Here is a 19,316-nt window from a genome sequence, read left to right as displayed (position 1 = left end):
AACTTATCCTTTCGCCGCCGTCACCCGGTTATAATGCTCCAGATACACAAGGAGAATTGAAATATCTGCTGGAGTTACTCCGGAGATCCGGGAAGCCTGACCAATAGAGATTGGACGGATGTTGGAGAGCTTCTGACGAGCTTCCATGGCAATGCCGTGAATCTCATTGTAATTAATATCTTCAGGAAGCTTCTTCTTCTCCATCTTTTGCAGACGCTCCACATGCTGCAGTTGCTTCTCAATATAACCCGAGTATTTAATCTGGATTCCTACTTGCTCCTTCATGTCCTCGTCCAGCTCAACAGGAGATGGGGAGAATTGGTCGACCAAACTATAATCCACTTCCGGACGACGCATGAGGACAAGCAGATTGCTACCATCCACAATAGGCGCGGATTCATACTGTTCCAGGATGGAATTAATTTCTGTTGGCTTCACCTTGGTTTCTTGCAGGCGGATAATTTCACGCTCCACCCGCTCCTTCTTATCAAGAAAAGCATCATAACGTTCCTGCGTAATCAATCCGATGTCATAACCGATCGGCGTCAGACGCAAATCTGCATTATCATGGCGGAGCAGCAGACGATATTCAGCCCGCGATGTGAGCAGTCGATACGGCTCGTTCGTTCCCTTGGTTACAAGGTCATCAATCAGCACACCGATATAGCCTTGCGAACGGTCCAGGATAACAGGCTCTTTGCCTTGAACCTTGCGCGCAGCGTTAATACCAGCGATAACCCCTTGTCCTGCCGCTTCTTCATAACCGGAAGTTCCGTTAATTTGTCCGGCTGTGAATAAGCCAGGCAGACGTTTCGTTTCTAGAGATGGCCAGAGCTGGGTAGGCACCATGGCATCATATTCGATGGCGTAACCATTACGCATCATCTCTACTTTTTCCATACCCGGAATAGAACGAAGTATAGCCAATTGCACATCTTCGGGAAGACTGGTGGACAGACCCTGTACATAGTATTCCGATGTGTTTTTGCCTTCTGGCTCCAGGAAAATTTGATGCTTTGACTTGTCACTGAACCGGACTACCTTATCCTCAATGGATGGACAGTAACGCGGACCGGTTCCTTCAATAACTCCCGTGAACATAGGCGCCCGGTGCAGGTTGTCGTTGATGATCTGATGTGTCTCTTCCGAAGTATAAGTCAACCAGCAAGGAAGCTGTTCGTTATCGGACGATTTCGTTTCAAAGGAGAAGAACTTAGGCTTGCTGTCTCCCGGTTGAATCTCCGTCTTGGAGAAATCGATACTATCTTTGTGCACGCGCGGTGGTGTGCCCGTCTTGAAGCGAGCCAGTTCAAAGCCCAGCTCACGCAAATGCTCGGATAGCTTAATGGATGGTTGTTGATTGTTAGGTCCGCTCTCATACATGAGTTCACCCATAATCACCTTACCCCGCAAATAAGTACCCGTAGTCAGAATAACGGACTTGCTGTGATATTCCGTGCCAGTCTTCGTAATAACACCCGTGCACTGGCCGTCTTCAATAATTAGTTGCTCTACCATCCCCTGACGCAGCGTCAGGTTGGGTGTCTTCTCCATCGTTTCTTTCATCGCATGTTGATAGAGGAACTTGTCTGCCTGTGCACGCAGAGCATGTACAGCCGGCCCCTTCCCTGTATTCAACATCCGCAGTTGTATATAAGTCTTATCTATATTACGGCCCATCTCGCCGCCAAGCGCGTCAATCTCACGCACCACATGTCCTTTAGCGGGTCCGCCAATAGACGGATTACAGGGCATGAATGCCACCATATCCAGGTTGATCGTGATCATTAATGTACTGCAGCCCATTCGGGCGGCAGCCAGAGCTGCTTCGCATCCGGCATGACCGGCGCCGATGACGATTACGTCATAGCTGCCTCCATCATAACTCATGTCCTGTTTCCTCCTATATTATAATTAATGGCTCAACCTAAATGTGTCCTCCCAGAACATAGCGGAGGGTCGAAAAGATTCTGTAGAAACGAAGTGGCCGCCTTTAAAGACCGATTTCAACCATTAACCAAACACATCATGAAATCGGCATTTAACAGTGGTCGTAAGAACCTTTCGAACCTGTAACGGCTCTGTTCGTAAGAGATAACCTCAATTTTGGTTGTAAGCTTATTTACCCAAACAGAATTGCGAGAAAATTTGGTCGAGCAGCGAATCAGCGGCAGTATCGCCGACAATCTCGCCAAGCTGTTCCCAAGCCAGTCGCACATCAATTTGAATCATGTCGATCGGAATGAACTGCTCCGCCGCATCATAAGCATCCTGCAGCGATTTGTACGCTTTTTTCAGCAGGGCGATATGTCTGACGTTGCTCACATATGTCAAATCACCGGACTCCAGCTTGCCGCCGAAGAACAGTGTTGAAATAGCATCTTCCAGTTTATCCAGACCTTCCTCTTCCAGAACGGACATCGGAACAATACTGCTTTCTTCAAAATAGGTCAGCAGTTTGGCCTTATCTAATTTGGACGGTAAGTCCATTTTATTCATGATCACCAGGCATTGTCTACCGTGGATTTGTTCCATCAGTGCCAATTCGTCTTCATGCAGCTCTTCGTTGGCGTTCAGCACAAGCAGAATCAGATCGGCTCCGGTGACCGCAGCCTTAGAACGCTCCACCCCGATCTGCTCTACAATATCCATTGTCTCACGGATACCCGCGGTATCGAGCAGCTTCAAAGGAATGTTATTGATGGTTACATATTCTTCAATGACATCACGCGTAGTCCCGGGAATATCCGTAACAATCGCTTTGTTATCCCGAGCCAATGCGTTAAGGAGTGAGGATTTACCGACGTTAGGGCGCCCAACAATCGCTGTCGTAATACCCTCGCGAAGAATTTTGCCTTCACTTGCAGTCTTCAGTAATCTAGTGATACCTTCCATCACTTCACTACTCTTGTCCTTAATAAACTCAGCCGTCAATGACTCCACGTCGTGTTCGGGATAATCGATATTAACCTCTATATGTGCTAACGTCTCAATTAAAGTATGACGAAGGGCGTGAATTCGCTCCGACAGGGAGCCGCTAACTTGCTTCAGTGCTACTGAGAAGGCACGATCTGATTTGGAACGGATAAGGTCAATAACCGCCTCAGCCTGTGTCAGGTCGATTCTTCCTCCCAGGAAAGCCCGTTTAGTGAACTCCCCTGGCTCGGCGAGTCTGATCTCCTGCTGTAGCAGAAGGTCCATCACGCGGCGTACTGAAATAATCCCGCCATGGGCACTGATCTCCACAACATCCTCGGTTGTAAAGGAACGAGGACCCTTCATCACGGTCACCAGCACTTCTTCCATGGCTTCTCCGTTCTCAGGGCTGACGATATGCCCGTAATGAACCGTATGGGACTCCGCTTCTGTCAATGGAACCCTGCTGCGGAATAAGGGTGCTACCTGAGGGATAGCCTCCGGGCCGCTTACCCGAATAATGGCAATACCGCCTTCTCCGAGTGCTGTCGAGACGGCGGCTATAGTATCGCTGAACATGCTGTCTTTCACCTCGTTATATGACAAACTATATAAGATGAACTTAAGATACGAATATAAGGCTCAGTCGTCACTACGGAGAATGTTTGGACTTTCGGTCGCTGTTGTCCCCAGATTTCTTCTATATAAACCGCTTCTAGCGGTTGAAATCCGGGGACAGCTTGTGCTTTCGATGCCAGCTTTTCTACGAAAAGCTTTCAGGCGATCGCTATCGCTTCTACAGTTCCAAACTTCCCCTTCGTTCCTTCTCGCTTTTTGTTTCACTCTTTTATTCATCTAATATAATCTGTTTTATTTGTAAAAAAGCAATGACCCCTTAGTTTGGACTAGGAGTCATTGCGGCATATAGTCTCTACTTCAAAGTAATTACGACGCGGCGATTAGGTTCCTCGCCTTTACTGAGTGTGTTCACTTGCTTGTGATCCTGCAGTCTGGAATGAATAATCTTCCGTTCTTGAGGCGACATCGGCTCCAGCACCACCTCTTTGCGGGTGCGGACGACACGTCCTGCAAGCCGATCGGCCAGCTCCTCCAGCGTTTTCTTGCGCCGTTCCCGGAAATTCTCAGCATCCAGGACCAGACGAATGAAGCTGTCGGAATAGCGATTGGCTACGATATTCGCCAGATACTGCAAGGCGTCAAGCGTTTGTCCTCTTCTGCCAATGACCAGTCCAAGATCAGGACCGGATATTTGCAGAGTAGTCGATTCCTTAGTATGGACGATTTCTACTTCCACCGTGAGCCCCATGCTCTTGGCGACGTCCACAATGAAACGTACAGCTTGCTGGTAAGCTTCTTCCCCCGGTTGTCCGGAATCTTGGCGTGGTACACCGCCGATAGCCTCCTGTGTACTTTCTCTGGCTGACTGCTGAGGCACTGACGGAGCACTCGCCGCGGGCGCCGGTGCAGGGATCAAGGTCACTTCAACCTTGGCCTCTTTCGCACCGATCAATCCCAGGAATCCTCTTGAGGGCTGTTCAAGCACATTGACCGTAACGCGGTCCCTGTTAACTCCAAGCTGGGTCATTCCCCGTTCTACAGCTTCATCAATGGTTTTTCCTGTCGCGACGACTTTGCTCATTTCGACTTTTTAGCCCCCTTCGATGCCTTGCTGCCATTCCCTTTCGAGGAAGATGCATTCTTACTCTTCGCAGAGCTTACTTCCTTGTCATTAGCGGAGTTTACGACAGCGATTTTATTTTTATCGTTGTTGCGGTATAAGAAGTAGTTCTGAACAATGGTGTAGAGGTTACTATAGAACCAGTACAACGGAAGAGCGGACGGGAAATTATAGGACATGATGAAAATCAGGACAGGATATACCATCATCATGAACTGCATAGGTCCCTGCTGCTGCATCGGGTTCATCTTCGTCATCATGCGAGTCTGCAAGAATGTTGTTATCGCAGCCAATGCCGGGAGAATAAACAGATGATCCGGCTTACCAAGCTCTAACCACAAGAATGAATGCTCACGCAGATGCGGGTTGTAATAAATCGAGTTGTACAGCGCGATGAAAATCGGCATTTGTACGATTAGCGGCAGACATCCCGCCATTGGGTTAACCTTGTTTTCCTGGAAGAGACGCATTGTTTCTTGTTGCACTTTTTCAGGTGTGTCTTTATATTTTTTCTGGATTTTCTGGAGTTCCGGTTGTATGGCCTGCATCGCACGCGAACTCTTTACCTGTTTCATCGTAAGCGGCAAGATCAGCGTGCGCACAATAAGAACCATAACAAGTACGGCTAGTCCATATTGTCCGTTAAACCACTTTGCGAATGTGTCCAGCGATATAGCAAAATAATAAACAACGTTACTTTGCCAGAAACCGCCATTCTTTAAATCCTCCGTAGTGTGTGTAACAGTGGCTGACGGAGCGCAACCGGACAAGACAGCGATCATCAACACCATTACAGCGATGAGGAAGAACCATTTTCCTCGTCTAGTCTTCATTAGAGACACTTCAAAACCCCTCTCTTGAACATTCCATTGCACCGTAAATCATACCATAATTATGAATACAAATAAACAAGCCTCTTCGGCCCTTCTTATTTGCGAGAAGCCTTGAGTAGCTTGGCTTTGCGAAGCACATGGAGCACACTTTTCTCAAGTTCTGCGTATTCCATGGACAGAGCCCCTTTTCGCACAATAAACACCAGATCCAGGCCGCTTGCGATCTCTGGCTCATGATGCCTAACGATCTCCTTCACGACTCTTCGCATCCGGTTGCGGACAACAGCGTTCCCTACCTTTTTGCTGACTGACACCCCAAGCCGGAAACGCTCCACCTCTTTTCTATTGAACCAATACACCACGAATTGGTGGTTGGCAAATGACTTTCCATGTCGATATACGCGACTGAAGTCGGCGCGGTTTCGTAATCGCAAACTTTTGTGCACGAGAATCTCCTTACTTGAAAAGACCGGTCTGTTTTAGGCGTTCCGGAATTTTTCCTTCTATTTAGTAGTATACTCACCCGGCGATAGCCGTAAACGGCAGCTTGTACATAGATTGGGCAGCCTGGCTTAACGGTCCGACAATTCGGATTACTTCCTATATAGGTACATATACGAATAGCCCCACAAAGTGTAGCCGACGCATACTAGCGTAATCTAGACCTTCGCAGGGTTTCACCGGAAAAGTATGAATGTAACAAGCGAAAAACGGGTACCGCCCTTTCCGAAAGACGATACCCGTTTCACCTCTGAACTATAAGAAAGCGGAGTACGAATATAGATCAAATACTGTCTTATATGTTGAAAAAAAGACCACCGCAGTGGTCCTTAATGGCCTAACTTACGCACTCAGAACTTTTCTGCCTTTCAGGCGGCGAGCTGCCAGCACTTTACGGCCGTTTTTCGTGCTCATTCTTTTGCGGAAACCATGTACCTTCTTGCGTTTGCTCACATTCGGTTTGAACGTCGGTCTCATGTATTGCACCTCCCTTACAGGATCTTAATTACTGTCATATCTAAGCAGAAACGGCTTGGCCGTCCTTAAAGTAGGGACAGTATCTACAGTATCATCATTTAAATGGTTGAAGACATATCCTCACAGAAAACACCTTTATATATTTAAACACAACACACGGTCAAAAGTCAACCTGTCTTTGCAGTCTTCCTCTCCCTCTATATAGAACGTTATTATCCACAATCCCCATCCGTCAAAAAAATAATCCACAGCGTTCTACACTTATCCACCTGTGATTAAAAAAAGAAGTCGATTGTCCGCAGACTAGAACAACCTGTGTATAAAAATATCGAACGTCTGACAGTTCCTGTCGAACGGTGAACACTTTATCAACAATATGTAGTGTTGTTCTTAAATTTTGTACACAAGTGATTGAATTTGTGGATAAAATAGCCCGAATCATTGAAAAACAGGGGTGCTTTTGCTATGATGGTATTACTTTTGAATGTGAATAGATTTGATTGCTCTATATATTATCAACAAGCTGTGGATAAAGTTGTGAACAATTCAAATTTATCCATATTTTTTTGTCCCTTCATGCTGTGCATTGGGGATAAATATCAGCATCTATATATTTTCTTCGACATTTCCACTTCATGGCTGATGCCACATTTGGAAGATTTAAAGGAGTGACAGTCTGTGGACAGCCATACTTCCGAATTATGGCAGCAAATATTATCAATCATCCAATCCAAACTGAGCAAGCCGAGTTTCGATACCTGGTTTAAGGCCACCAAAGCGTTAACCTTCAACCAGCAGGCACTCATTATCTCGGCTCCGACAACATTCGCAGTAGAATGGCTGGAAAGTCGCTACACCAAGCTGGTGGGAGCTACAGTTTTGGAAGTTACCGGACAACAAGTGGATGTCAAATTCGTCATTGAGGAGAACAAGCCGGCTGAGCTGATCATTCAGCAGTCCGCCCCTTCCCCTGCCGTATCGCGCGAAGAGGCGCAGACCCATTTGCTCAATCCCAAATATACCTTTGACACGTTCGTCATCGGTTCGGGCAACCGTTTTGCCCACGCGGCTTCGCTGGCCGTCGCCGAGGCGCCGGCCAAAGCCTACAACCCCTTGTTCCTTTACGGCGGAGTGGGTCTCGGAAAAACCCACCTGATGCATGCGATCGGCCATTATGTGCTGGAGCATAACCCCAACAACAAGGTTATTTATATTTCCTCCGAGAAATTCACGAATGAGTTCATCAACTCCATCCGTGACAACCGTGGGGAAAGCTTCCGCAACAAATACCGCAACGTAGACATTCTGCTTATTGACGATATTCAATTCCTGGCCGGCAAAGAATCCACGCAGGAGGAATTCTTCCATACATTCAACGCCCTGCACGAAGAGCGCAAGCAAATCATTATTTCCAGTGACCGACCGCCAAAGGAAATCCCAACCCTCGAGGAACGGCTGCGTTCCAGGTTCGAATGGGGTCTTATTACGGATATTCAGCCGCCGGATCTGGAGACACGGATCGCAATTTTGCGTAAAAAGGCGAAAGCCGAGAACCTAGATATCCCTAATGAAGCGATGATGTACATTGCTAACCAGATTGATACGAACATTCGGGAGCTTGAAGGTGCACTAATTCGGGTCGTTGCCTATTCTTCCTTGACCAATCAGGATGTGACGACTCATCTGGCAGCCGAAGCGCTGAAGGATATCATTCCATCCAGCCGTCCGAAGATGATTACCATCGGTGATATTCAGCAAAAAGTCGGTGAATACTACAATTTGCGCCTGGAGGATTTCAAGGCACGCAAACGCACGAAAGCCGTAGCTTTCCCACGCCAAATTGCCATGTATCTCTCCCGTGAATTAACGGATTATTCGTTGCCTAAGATCGGTGAAGCCTTCGGGGGACGCGACCATACGACCGTCATTCACGCACATGAGAAAATAACGCAATCACTAAAGGTCGATCAGGAGCTATACAAAGTGGTAAATAATCTTGCGGAGAAAATTAAAAATCCTTCCTAAGAGGAATACAGAGCCTATACACAATCTATACACATGTGGGTAGGCTTAATTTTATGCGGCTTGCGAAGGTTATCCACATATTAGACGCCCCTACTACTAATACTATTAAATAACTTTAATAATTCATCATCTATAACAAGCGTGAATGCCACACGGCATAACGCAACTTTCCCATTTTCAGCTAGGAGTGAAATTATGAAGATCAGCATTCTCAAAAACGAACTCAACGAATCCATTGGACATGTATCCAAAGCGATCTCCAGCAGAACGACTATTCCCATTTTGACCGGGATTAAGCTAGAGGTTACCCATCAAGGCGTAACTTTGACAGCAAGCGACACTGATATTTCGATCCAGTCGTTTATTCCTGCTGAGAATGACAGCCACACCATCGTAAAAGTTGAGCAGCCAGGCAGCGTTGTGCTTCCAGCTAAATTTTTCGTCGAAATCATCAAAAAATTGCCGTCCAAAGAAATCCACATGGAAGTCAAAGAAGGCTTCCAAACCTATATCTCTTCCGGTTCCACCGAGATTCAGATCGTAGGACTCGACCCAGAAGAATTCCCGGTACTGCCAAACATCGAAGAAAATGATATGATCTCTATCCCAGGCGATTTGCTCAAAAATATGATCAAGCAGACGGCATTCTCCATCTCAACTCAGGAAACAACACCGATTCTTACGGGGATTCTCTGGAATCTGAGCGATAACGAGTTCAAATTTACCGCTACAGACCGTCACCGGCTCGCTACACGGGCAGCCCATTTGGAGGGAACAGAGAATGTTCATTTTTCCAATGTTGTAATTGCCGGTAAAACCTTGAACGAACTGAGCAAAATCATTCCGGACCAGAATATGCTGGTGGATATTGTCGTAGCCGATAACCAGGTGCTCTTCAAAATCGACAAAGTGCTGTTCTATTCCCGCATCCTGGACGGTATTTATCCGGATACTTCTAGAATTATTCCAACGGCATACAAAACAGAACTAACTTTGGACACAAAAAAATTAAGCGAGTCCATTGACCGTGCTTATTTGTTGTCCCGTGAGGAAAAAACGAACATTGTCCGCATGCAGACCCTGGATCAGGGCGGCATCGAGATTTCCTCCAGCTCCTCAGAGCTGGGTAAAGTGCGTGAAGAGCTGGAGACCATTGATTTTAAAGGGGAACCTTTGAAAATCTCCTTCAACTCCAAATATATGCTGGATGTGCTCAAAGTTATCGAAAGCGAGCAGCTTGTCATTGCCTTCACTGGAATGATGAGTCCGATTATTTTGCGTCCGCTGGATGACAGCCGCAGCATGTATGTGATTTTGCCATATCGTACGACTAACTAAAGTCACTGTTCACGAGTCTGTGGATAAGTGGTGGAAAGGATAAAAAATGATAAAAAAAATACTTATCCACAGTGGATATATTAAGCTGGACCAATTTCTAAAACTGTCGGATTGTGTATCCACAGGGGGAATGGCCAAGGCTCTGTTGCAGGAAGGGCTTGTCATGGTCAATGGGGAGAAAGAAGAACGCCGGGGCAGAAAGCTCTATCCAGGTGACCGCATTGAAGTGCAGGATGAAGGCACGTTCGAGGTTATTGGCGGCGAAGTGCAGAAATAAGAGGGGGAAGCCCCCTAAAGATCAGAGCGGCTCTTCGGAGTCGCTTTTTTTTAGTTCCAAGAACGGCCGGCATTTGCGAGACTACAACAATCCGTGTTTTTGGTATAAAATAAAGCTTTAGGGCATTTATGCTCATGGACGCTTCATGGACCATATAATTCTCGTTTTACGAAATAAGCTTTGCAGCATAAACTCCACGCTTGTGGGGTCTTGGGAGGAACCATTTCGTGTTTGTTAAAAATATCGGCCTGCAGCATTATCGCAATTACGGGCTGCTGCGTCTGGAAAGCCTGGGGGATGTGAATCTGATCCTCGGTCAGAACGCCCAAGGCAAAACAAACCTCATGGAGGCCTTGTTCGTCCTGGCGATGACCAAAAGCCACCGCACCTCCAAGGATCGTGAGCTAATCTCGTTTGATGCTCCTGCCGGCAGTGCACAGATCTATGCCGAGATTGGGCGTAAATACGGGGATTTGAAGCTGGAGCTCAGTCTCTCTGCCCAAGGGAAGAAGGCGAAGGTCAACGGTCTGGAGCAGCGCCGGCTGAGTGAGTTCGTAGGCTCGCTCAATGTGGTGATGTTTGCTCCAGAGGACCTGGAGATTGTCAAAGGTACACCGGGTGTTCGCCGCCGTTTCCTCGATATGGAGATCGGACAGGTGCAGCCAGGATATCTGTTCCACCTGCAACAGTACCAGAAAATTTTGGTGCAAAGAGGCAATCTGCTGAAGCAATTATGGGGTAAGCCAGCTGGCGGAACGGAGATGCTGGAGATTTGGGATGCCCAACTTGTAGAGCATGGTGTTAAAATCGTCAAAAAAAGGAAAGAATTCATAAAGAAGCTGCAGATCTGGGCGGAAAGTATCCACAAGGGAATTACAAATGGTGGAGAAGAGCTCAAATTGCGCTACGTACCCTCTTTTGGCGAGAGAGAGGAAGAAGATGAAGCTGTCTTATTAGACAATTTTATGTTAAAGTTATCACAAACGAGAGAGCAGGAAATCAGGCGCGGCATGACGCTGACGGGTCCCCATCGGGATGACCTGTCCTTTTTTATCAACGGAAGAGAAGCCCAGGTCTACGGTTCCCAAGGACAGCAGCGCACGACAGCCCTGTCGCTCAAGCTGGCGGAAATCGAGCTGATCCATGAGGAGATCGGGGAGTACCCTGTGCTGCTTCTTGATGATGTGCTGTCCGAGCTTGATCCTTATCGCCAGACTCAGCTTATTGAAACCTTTCAAAGCAAGGTGCAGACCTTCATTACCGCTACGGGAATTGAAGGTCTGCATGCCGATAAATTAAAGGGCGCAAGCCTATATCATGTCCGTGACGGACAAGTGGAGTTATAAAGAGCGGAGGAAGCAGATGTATATTCATTTGGGCGGGGAAAAGATCATCCGGTCATCAGAGCTGATTGCTATATTTGATATTTCGATTGAGAAATCTTCCAAGATATCCAAACAGTTCGTCATCCAGTCCCAGCAGGATAAGAAGCTGGTCCGGATTGGTGAAGAGGAAGCAAAATCTATTGTCGTAACCAAGAATAGCGTGTATTACTCCCCCATTTCCTCCTCCACTCTCAAGAAAAGAGCCAAAATGCTGTTGGAAATATAGCTCTACCACAGTAACAAAGAGATAATCTGAAAGAAGTAGGTGAAGGCATGTCAATGAATCAACCGACATATGATGAGAGCCAGATTCAGGTACTGGAGGGGCTGGAAGCGGTTCGGAAACGCCCGGGCATGTACATCGGCTCTACAAGCGCCAAAGGTCTGCATCATTTGGTGTGGGAGGTCGTAGATAACAGTATCGACGAGGCGCTGGCAGGTTATTGCGACCGGATTCAAGTGATCATACACGAGGATAACAGCATCACCGTTATCGACAACGGGCGGGGAATCCCTGTAGGGGAGAACACGAAGCTCAAGAAGTCGACGCTTGAAGTGGTTATGACTGTTCTGCATGCTGGTGGTAAATTCGGCGGTGGCGGATATAAGGTATCCGGCGGTCTGCACGGTGTAGGTATTTCCGTAGTAAACGCTTTGTCGGAGAGAGTTGTTGTATCCGTCAAGCGTGAAGGGCATATCCACCAGCAGGAATACAGACGCGGTGTGCCGCAGTACGATATCAAGATTACCGGTGATACGGAAGAGACGGGTACGAAAACTACGTTTCACCCGGACCCGGAGATCTTTACTGAGACGACGGTTTATGATTATACAACGCTACTCACTCGTATTCGCGAACTAGCTTTCCTGAACAAGGGAATTGAGCTTTCGCTCACGGATGAGCGCACTGGTGTCTCTAATGCGTTCAGATACGATGGTGGTATCGTGGAATATGTGAAATATCTGAATGAGAAAAAAGAAGCGTTGCATGAGGAGCCTATCTACGTGGAAGGCTCACGGGACATGATCCAAGTTGAGGTAGCGCTGCAATATAACGATTCCTACACGGAGAATATTTATTCTTTTGCCAATAACATTAATACGCATGAGGGCGGAACCCACGAGTCGGGCTTCAAAAGCGCTTTGACACGTATTATTAACGATTATGCCCGCAAATCCGGCGTGATCAAGGACGGCAATTCCAATCTGACCGGGGATGATGTACGGGAAGGCCTGACAGCGATTATTTCCGTCAAAATCCCTGAGCCTCAGTTCGAGGGTCAGACGAAGACCAAGCTCGGCAACAGTGAAGTCCGCGGTATTGTGGAATCCCTGTTCGGAGAGAAGCTTCAGGAATTCCTGGAAGAGAATCCGGCAGTATCCCGCCGTGTGCTGGAGAAATCCTTGCAGGCTTCACGTGCCCGTGAAGCTGCGCGTAAGGCTCGTGAGCTGACTCGCCGTAAGAGTGCGCTTGAAGTCAGCGCCCTGCCAGGTAAGCTAGCGGACTGTTCGTCCAAGGACGCTTCTATCAGTGAGCTGTACATCGTCGAAGGTGACTCTGCTGGAGGATCGGCCAAACAAGGCCGGGACCGTCATTTCCAAGCGATTCTGCCGCTGCGCGGTAAAATCCTGAACGTAGAGAAAGCTCGTTTGGATCGTATTTTGTCCAACGCTGAGATTCGGGCGATCATTACCGCTTTGGGTACAGGTATCGGTGATGACTTCGATCTGTCTAAAGCGCGTTACCACAAAGTTGTTATTATGACAGACGCAGACGTTGACGGAGCTCACATCAGAACATTGCTGCTGACGTTCTTCTACCGGTACATGCGGAAATTGGTAGAGGCGGGGTACATCTACATTGCCCAGCCGCCGTTGTTCAAGCTTGAACGGAACAAGGTTGTACGGTATGCCAGTTCCGAAAGGGAGCGCGATGAAATCATTGCCGCTTTCGGTGAGAACGTGAAGGTCAATGTCCAGCGCTATAAAGGTCTGGGCGAGATGAATGCAGAGCAGCTTTGGGATACAACCATGGATCCTGAAAGCCGGACCATGCTGCAAGTCACGATTGAAGATGCGATCCTGGCTGATAGCATCTTCGACACACTGATGGGCGATAATGTTGAGCCGCGGCGTGACTTTATTCAAGAGCATGCCAAATCCGTCAAGAACCTTGACGTGTAGGCTGAACAAGAATAACAAGTATCAACAATACAGAAACCTCCGGTTGCTATTCCGCTCGGGATAAGCAGCCCGGAGGTTTTCTTTTTTAGATAATGATCATAGAAGATGTCATAGTGCCTTACTACGGGAAGAAACAGTGCCCGCTGATTTCTTGAGTCTTCCGTAGGCGACTGCATTACGGTGGATTCTGCGATAGATGGATTTGTCGGGGAACTGCTTGAATACAACGATGGAGGGGAGGGTGTTCACCTCTAGGAGCCACATGTCATGGTGTTGGTCCAGAGCGACATCCAGGCCGATTTCTTTGATTCCCGGATAGGATAGCTCCAGTTGCCTCGCGATTTGAACACCGAGCTGCTTCAATTGCTTGATGGCGGAGCTGGACTCGGTAGGGTCCATATGCTCTTTGAATAAAGTATTCACCTGGAGAATGCGCCCTCCGCTGTGATAATTGGTCACGATTTTATGCGGTGCTGCGACCCGGCCAAGCATACCGGAGGTTTCCCAGGTGCCGATTGGCGTTTTCTGGGTAAGAACCCGCAGGTCGAATGGGCGGTCATGATGCTGCAGCAGCTCGATTCCCTTTTGAATCAGATAGAATTTGCCCTGCGTCCGTCTTAATATAGCTTCATGCAGTTCCTGGGAAGAAGCGAAGATTTGCGCTGTTTTGTTGAAACGCAGAATGTACATGGTTTTCTCTTCCTTCCGAACTGCCTTGCGATGATCGCTGTCGTCACCGTGAATGCTGGGCGCTAGGGAGACCATTCGCTGTTCGGCTCTCATCACACCGGTGCCATATGTCCCTCGGTCAGGCTTAACATACACTGTTGCGTGGATGGCCAGCATTTCTACAAGTGTAGGGAAGCTGTATTTGCGAGTATCAGGAATATAGTTTGATAATGCGGGATTGAGAAGGATTGCAGTTGTTTTAGCCCATTTGCTGGAGACCCGTTGAATTTTCATCATTCTCCTCCTTAGGGAGCCTAATCTCCTGTGGTTGAAATTTCAGGACAAGCTCTTTAAACAATGGTATAATACAAGGATATGGGATTATGCTTTATTGGACGAATACAGAACGATATAAGCTATCTTTCTCTCTATACAGTCTATGTGTGGGGGGCGTTCGCGGAAAGGGCATATACCCTTACAGGAACAAAAGAAATCAGGTTTAAAAGATAAAAGGCTATTATGTTTAATTGTGCTACTTTTGTGAAAGTAATATAATAAAGGGTAGCGGTTTTTTAACTGAAGGAGGTCCAGCACTCATGGCTGAACAAAATAACCCGCAAATCAAAGACCGGGACATTGGGGTGGAAATGCGCGATTCATTTATGGATTACGCAATGAGCATCATTGTCAGTCGAGCTTTACCCGATGTGCGGGACGGATTGAAGCCGGTTCACAGGCGCATTCTGTTTGCGATGTCGGAACTCGGAATGTCTCCGGATAAACCCCATAAGAAATCAGCGAGAATCGTCGGTGAGGTTATTGGTAAGTACCACCCTCACGGTGACTCTGCCGTATATGAAACAATGGTACGTATGGCTCAGGATTTCTCGATGCGTTATATGCTGGTTGACGGTCACGGTAACTTCGGTTCAATCGATGGTGATATGGCTGCTGCCATGCGGTATACGGAAGCGCGTCTGTCCAAAATCGCAATGGAAATGCTCCGGGATCTGAATAAAGAAACTGTAGATTTCGCTCCCAACTATGATGGTGAAGAGCACGAGCCTGTGGTTCTGCCTTCCCGTTACCCGAACCTGCTTGTCAACGGTGTATCTGGTATTGCTGTAGGTATGGCTACCAATATTCCGCCGCATAACCTGGGAGAGGTTATTGATGGGGTACAGGCAATGATCCGTAATCCCGAGATTACGCCAATGGAATTGATGGAATATATTCAAGGACCGGATTTCCCTACATCGGGATACATTTTGGGCCGCGAAGGGATTCGCCAGGCTTATCGTACAGGCCGGGGCTCGGTTACGATGCGTGCCAAGGCTACGATCGAAGAGAACAACGGCAAGGCGCGTATTATCGTGCATGAGCTGCCGTATCAGGTCAATAAGGCGCGACTCGTTGAGAAGATCGCCGAACTGGTGCGTGAGAAGCGGATTGACGGTATTACTGACCTTCGTGACGAATCGGATAGAACGGGTATGCGTGTCGTTGTAGAGATGAGACGTGACGTTAATCCAAACGTGGTACTGAATAATCTTTACAAGCATACTTCGATGCAGTCTACATTCGGAATCAATATGCTGGCGATTGTGAACAACGAACCGAAGATTCTTAATCTGCGCGATGTGTTGTACCACTATCTGCAGCATCAGATTGAGGTTATTCGTCGCCGTACAGAGTTTGATCTGAAAAAAGCGGAAGCCCGTGCCCACATTTTGGAGGGTCTTCGCATTGCACTTGATCATCTTGATGAGGTCATTGCCCTCATTAGAGCTTCCCGTACGACAGACATCGCACGTGAAGGATTGATGAGTACCTTTAGCCTCAGTATTGAGCAGGCTCAGGCTATTCTCGATATGCGGATGCAGCGTCTGACCGGTCTGGAACGTGAGAAGATCGAGAACGAATATAATGAGCTTTTGGCTAAAATTGCGGAATACCGTGAGATTTTGGCTAACGAGCACCTTGTGCTGGAGATTATCAGCAACGAGCTGCAGGAGCTACGTGATAAATATGCCGACAACCGTCGTACAGAAATCACCGTTGGGGAAGAGAGCATCCTGGACGAGGATCTGATTCCACGTGAAGAGGTTGTCATTACTATTACGCATACCGGCTATATCAAACGTCTACCAGTGACAACTTACCGCAGTCAAAAGCGCGGGGGCCGCGGCGTAATCGGTATGGATACGAAGGATCAGGATTTCGTGGAGCATCTCTTTGTGAGTAACTCCCATAACTATCTGATGTTCTTCACCGATAAGGGTAAAGTATACCGAATCAAGGCTTACGAGATTCCGGAGCTCGGCCGCACGGCACGGGGGACGCCGATCATCAACCTGATCCAGATCGAGCAGGGAGAGAAGATCAGTGCGGTTATCCAGGTAGAGGATGCAGATAGCGATAAGTACCTCTTCTTTGCCACTCGTGAAGGTATCGTTAAGAAGACGCCTCTCGAAGACTATAACAACATCCGCAAAGGCGGTTTGATTGCTATCAATCTTCGTGAAGAGGATTCTCTGATTGAAGTGAAGCTGACCGATGGGCAGCAGAATCTTATTATCGGTACAGCGCGCGGCATGTCGATCACGTTCTCCGAGAACGATGTACGGTCGATGGGACGGAGCGCAACGGGTGTCAAAGGGATTACCCTAGACAGCAACGATCATGTTATCGGTATGGACAGTGTCGATCCGGAGCTTGAGGTGCTGATCGTAACGGCTAAGGGATACGGTAAACGTACACCAGCCGGGGATTATCGTTCCCAGACGCGTGGTGGTAAGGGGATCAAGACGATCAACCTTACAGATAAGAACGGTCTGGTGGTTGGCCTGAAGGTCGTTAAGAAGGATGAGGACCTGATGATCATTACGACCAGCGGTACCTTGATCCGTACCAGCATGGATGGTATTTCTACCATGGGTCGTTATGCACAAGGTGTTAAATTGATCAATATTCGCGAAGACGATGCAGTGGCTACCCTTTGTCGGGCCGACAAGAATGAGGAGGACGATTTGTCTGAATCAGAGGAAGGCGTAGAAGGACAGACTACAGAAGCAGACGTAAGCGATGAGTCCGTTACAGAGATCAAGAACGAAGATGATCATCTGGAATAAAGTATGTATGAAGAGTGGAAGTTTCTTTTATAGAGACTTCCACTCTTTTTTATATAAAATTCAAGATTACCCTGCCTTATACTGGTCGCTTGCTCCCTTACATACTATAATTAGGGATATGGTGAAATAAGGAACTTCGGACTGGAATCAGCCGGACGTCATGTGTTTCAAACTACAAGAGTGTCACTATTAATGGGTTAGCGAATAAAGGGGCTGAGCTTATGCCATACATAGCGGTTGGAGAAGTTAAACCAGGTTCGAAAATTACACAAGATGTGGTCACACCGTTAGGAGGAACATTGTTTCCTAAGGGTAAAGTATTGCTGCCACGTGATATGGAGATTTTGCAGGCTTTTTTGATTCAACAAGTGGAGATTGAAGGCAGCGAGAGTGAGACCAAGGTCAGTGAGCCGGTCAAGTCTGGCAATAAAGCAGTTACGGCGAAAACAGGTTCGCTCATCAATGAGTCAACACTGTCCAAAAACTCGGTTTTACATGATGAATATGACAAAATGGTAGCTCTCATTAAGAGCTGCTATCGTTCTGCTGCGGCAGCACCCCTCCCTATCCTTGAATTGAGAAACCAACTCGAAATACTGATCGGCCATTTGAAGGAATATCATGTTCTGAAGTTTGCGCCGCGGACATTGAATGAACAGGACTACAATTACCATAATGCCGTGTTGTCGGCGTTGACTTCATACAAGATCGCTCAGTGGTGCGGTCATCCGCAAAAAGATTGGCTGCAGGCTGCCTTCGCAGGATTGCTGCATGATATAGGAAACGTAAAGGTAGATCCTTCACTGCTACTGAAGCCTGAATCCTTAACGGATGAAGAGAAGGAAGAAGTGCGTAGACATACCACCTATGGTTATCAGTTACTGCGTAACGTTACGGCGATAAATGAAGGTGTGAGACTTGCCGCATTGCAGCACCATGAGAAGGTGGATGGGTCAGGCTACCCACTTCGGATGGAAGGCAGTCAGATTCATGTGTACGCCAAGATTGTAGCTGTAGCGGATATCTTCCATGCTATGACACTGGAACGAGCCTACAAGAAGGCACAGTCGCCTTATCTTGTGCTGGAGCAGATCTTAACCGAGAGTTTCGGGAAGCTAGACCCGGCCATCGTTCAAACCTTTATTCAGAAGTCGACAGAGCTATATAACGGGACCCGGATCCGCCTCAGTGATGGTCGCCATGGAGAGATTATCTTTACGGATCGCACACACCCTACCCGGCCTATGGTACAGGTGGAGGGCAACATTGTTAACCTCGCCACCGAACGTGAGCTATATATTGATGAAATCATTGCTTAACTGATAGTGAAGCTGTACGGCTGCTATATATCCTGGGCTTTTGATAGCTTTCAAGGAGAGAGAAATAGGGATATATCGCAGCATTATAGTTTTTCTAAAAAAAGACTTGCAATGAGTTGCTATACATGGTATATTCTAATTCCGGCCAAGAAATAACGATGCCGAGCTCGAAAATGAAGTTCGAAAAAAGAAATTCAAAAAAGAGCTTGACATTAAAACGTCGGACATGATATAGTATAAGAGTTGCTGCTGAGACATTAAGCAGACGACGAGAACAGCTTGATCTTTGAAAACTGAACAACGAGTGAGTATCGAATTCACGCAAGTGGATTCATAAATGAGAATTTAATTCTCGTCAGATGTTTCAAAATGAGCAATCGCTCTTTCTAAATACCTATTTGGAGAGTTTGATCCTGGCTCAGGACGAACGCTGGCGGCGTGCCTAATACATGCAAGTCGAGCGGAGTTGATTTGAAAGCTTGCTTTCAAATCAACTTAGCGGCGGACGGGTGAGTAACACGTAGGCAACCTGCCCCACAGACTGGGATAACTACCGGAAACG

At 47.4% G+C, this 19,316-nt stretch carries 15 protein-coding genes and 1 rRNA gene; 9 read left to right on the top strand and 7 right to left on the bottom strand.

The window, feature by feature from the left end:
- Nucleotides 1–3 precede the first annotated feature (3 nt).
- From mnmG to rpmH, 6 genes are all read right to left on the bottom strand, one after another.
- Nucleotides 4–1,890: a tRNA uridine-5-carboxymethylaminomethyl(34) synthesis enzyme MnmG gene (gene mnmG / locus ACFORK_RS10955; RefSeq protein ID WP_379198655.1), complete on the bottom strand. Its 1,887-nt coding sequence runs from the start codon at nucleotides 1,888–1,890 to the stop codon at nucleotides 4–6.
- 228 nt (nucleotides 1,891–2,118) lie between these two features.
- Nucleotides 2,119–3,495, bottom strand: a complete 1,377-nt coding sequence (gene mnmE, locus ACFORK_RS10950) for a tRNA uridine-5-carboxymethylaminomethyl(34) synthesis GTPase MnmE (RefSeq protein WP_379198653.1) — start codon at nucleotides 3,493–3,495, stop codon at nucleotides 2,119–2,121.
- 352 nt (nucleotides 3,496–3,847) lie between these two features.
- Complete coding sequence (jag, locus tag ACFORK_RS10945; RefSeq protein ID WP_379198651.1) at nucleotides 3,848–4,576, bottom strand: RNA-binding cell elongation regulator Jag/EloR; 729 nt, start codon at nucleotides 4,574–4,576, stop codon at nucleotides 3,848–3,850.
- Nucleotides 4,573–5,457, bottom strand: a complete 885-nt coding sequence (locus tag ACFORK_RS10940) for a YidC/Oxa1 family membrane protein insertase (protein ID WP_379198649.1) — start codon at nucleotides 5,455–5,457, stop codon at nucleotides 4,573–4,575. Before ACFORK_RS10940 ends, jag begins: the two co-directional genes overlap by 4 nt.
- Before the next feature lie 86 nt (nucleotides 5,458–5,543).
- A complete protein-coding gene (gene rnpA / locus ACFORK_RS10935) occupies nucleotides 5,544–5,894 on the bottom strand; it encodes a ribonuclease P protein component (protein ID WP_379198647.1) in 351 nt (116 codons plus the stop codon).
- A 397-nt stretch (nucleotides 5,895–6,291) separates the two neighbouring features.
- Complete coding sequence (gene rpmH / locus ACFORK_RS10930) at nucleotides 6,292–6,426, bottom strand: 50S ribosomal protein L34 (protein ID WP_019914530.1); 135 nt, start codon at nucleotides 6,424–6,426, stop codon at nucleotides 6,292–6,294.
- A gap of 678 nt (nucleotides 6,427–7,104) precedes the next feature.
- On the opposite strand from rpmH, the gene dnaA reads away from it, so the two are divergent.
- From dnaA to gyrB, 6 genes are all read left to right on the top strand, one after another.
- Nucleotides 7,105–8,451, top strand: a complete 1,347-nt coding sequence (gene dnaA, locus ACFORK_RS10925; protein WP_379198645.1) for a chromosomal replication initiator protein DnaA — start codon at nucleotides 7,105–7,107, stop codon at nucleotides 8,449–8,451.
- Nucleotides 8,452–8,646: 195 nt separating this feature from the next.
- On the top strand, nucleotides 8,647–9,789 hold the full coding sequence (gene dnaN, locus ACFORK_RS10920) for a DNA polymerase III subunit beta (protein WP_379198642.1): 1,143 nt from the start codon (nucleotides 8,647–8,649) through the stop codon (nucleotides 9,787–9,789).
- 49 nt (nucleotides 9,790–9,838) lie between these two features.
- Nucleotides 9,839–10,066 (top strand): S4 domain-containing protein YaaA, encoded by a 228-nt coding sequence (gene yaaA / locus ACFORK_RS10915; RefSeq protein WP_379199337.1) that lies wholly within the window; start codon nucleotides 9,839–9,841, stop codon nucleotides 10,064–10,066.
- 227 nt (nucleotides 10,067–10,293) lie between these two features.
- On the top strand, nucleotides 10,294–11,412 hold the full coding sequence (gene recF, locus ACFORK_RS10910) for a DNA replication/repair protein RecF (protein WP_379198640.1): 1,119 nt from the start codon (nucleotides 10,294–10,296) through the stop codon (nucleotides 11,410–11,412).
- 16 nt (nucleotides 11,413–11,428) lie between these two features.
- Entirely contained in the window at nucleotides 11,429–11,677 is a 249-nt protein-coding gene (remB, locus tag ACFORK_RS10905; RefSeq protein ID WP_379198637.1) for an extracellular matrix regulator RemB, read from the top strand.
- 47 nt (nucleotides 11,678–11,724) lie between these two features.
- Nucleotides 11,725–13,635 carry a DNA topoisomerase (ATP-hydrolyzing) subunit B gene (gene gyrB / locus ACFORK_RS10900; RefSeq protein WP_379198635.1) on the top strand — a complete coding sequence of 637 codons (1,911 nt, stop codon included), beginning with the start codon at nucleotides 11,725–11,727 and terminating at the stop codon, nucleotides 13,633–13,635.
- 108 nt (nucleotides 13,636–13,743) lie between these two features.
- Here the strand turns inward: gyrB and ACFORK_RS10895 are convergent, their stop codons facing one another.
- Nucleotides 13,744–14,598 carry a YheC/YheD family protein gene (locus ACFORK_RS10895; RefSeq protein ID WP_379198633.1) on the bottom strand — a complete coding sequence of 285 codons (855 nt, stop codon included), beginning with the start codon at nucleotides 14,596–14,598 and terminating at the stop codon, nucleotides 13,744–13,746.
- Nucleotides 14,599–14,900: 302 nt separating this feature from the next.
- Between ACFORK_RS10895 and gyrA the strand changes: the two genes are divergently transcribed.
- The 3 genes from gyrA to ACFORK_RS10880 form a co-directional block, all read left to right on the top strand.
- Complete coding sequence (gyrA, locus tag ACFORK_RS10890; protein WP_379198631.1) at nucleotides 14,901–17,435, top strand: DNA gyrase subunit A; 2,535 nt, start codon at nucleotides 14,901–14,903, stop codon at nucleotides 17,433–17,435.
- Nucleotides 17,436–17,656: 221 nt separating this feature from the next.
- Nucleotides 17,657–18,754: an HD-GYP domain-containing protein gene (locus ACFORK_RS10885; protein WP_379198628.1), complete on the top strand. Its 1,098-nt coding sequence runs from the start codon at nucleotides 17,657–17,659 to the stop codon at nucleotides 18,752–18,754.
- A gap of 395 nt (nucleotides 18,755–19,149) precedes the next feature.
- Nucleotides 19,150–19,316, top strand: a 16S ribosomal RNA gene (locus ACFORK_RS10880); the annotation flags it as partial.

Source organism: Paenibacillus sp. GCM10012306, assembly GCF_042649265.1.
Taxonomy (GTDB): domain Bacteria; phylum Bacillota; class Bacilli; order Paenibacillales; family Paenibacillaceae; genus Paenibacillus_AQ.
This window is presented reverse-complemented; position numbering and strand designations above follow the sequence as displayed.

What these genes read in the sequence shown, in the direction of transcription:
- mnmG (WP_379198655.1), bottom strand. Translation starts at nt 1,890, where the DNA reads ATGAGTTATGATGGAGGCAGCTATGACGTAATCGTCATCGGCGCCGGT.
- mnmE (WP_379198653.1), bottom strand. Translation starts at nt 3,495, where the DNA reads ATGTTCAGCGATACTATAGCCGCCGTCTCGACAGCACTCGGAGAAGGC.
- jag (WP_379198651.1), bottom strand. Translation starts at nt 4,576, where the DNA reads ATGAGCAAAGTCGTCGCGACAGGAAAAACCATTGATGAAGCTGTAGAA.
- rpmH (WP_019914530.1), bottom strand. Translation starts at nt 6,426, where the DNA reads ATGAGACCGACGTTCAAACCGAATGTGAGCAAACGCAAGAAGGTACAT.
- dnaN (WP_379198642.1), top strand. Translation starts at nt 8,647, where the DNA reads ATGAAGATCAGCATTCTCAAAAACGAACTCAACGAATCCATTGGACAT.
- remB (WP_379198637.1), top strand. Translation starts at nt 11,429, where the DNA reads ATGTATATTCATTTGGGCGGGGAAAAGATCATCCGGTCATCAGAGCTG.
- gyrB (WP_379198635.1), top strand. Translation starts at nt 11,725, where the DNA reads ATGTCAATGAATCAACCGACATATGATGAGAGCCAGATTCAGGTACTG.
- ACFORK_RS10895 (WP_379198633.1), bottom strand. Translation starts at nt 14,598, where the DNA reads ATGAAAATTCAACGGGTCTCCAGCAAATGGGCTAAAACAACTGCAATC.
- gyrA (WP_379198631.1), top strand. Translation starts at nt 14,901, where the DNA reads ATGGCTGAACAAAATAACCCGCAAATCAAAGACCGGGACATTGGGGTG.
- ACFORK_RS10885 (WP_379198628.1), top strand. Translation starts at nt 17,657, where the DNA reads ATGCCATACATAGCGGTTGGAGAAGTTAAACCAGGTTCGAAAATTACA.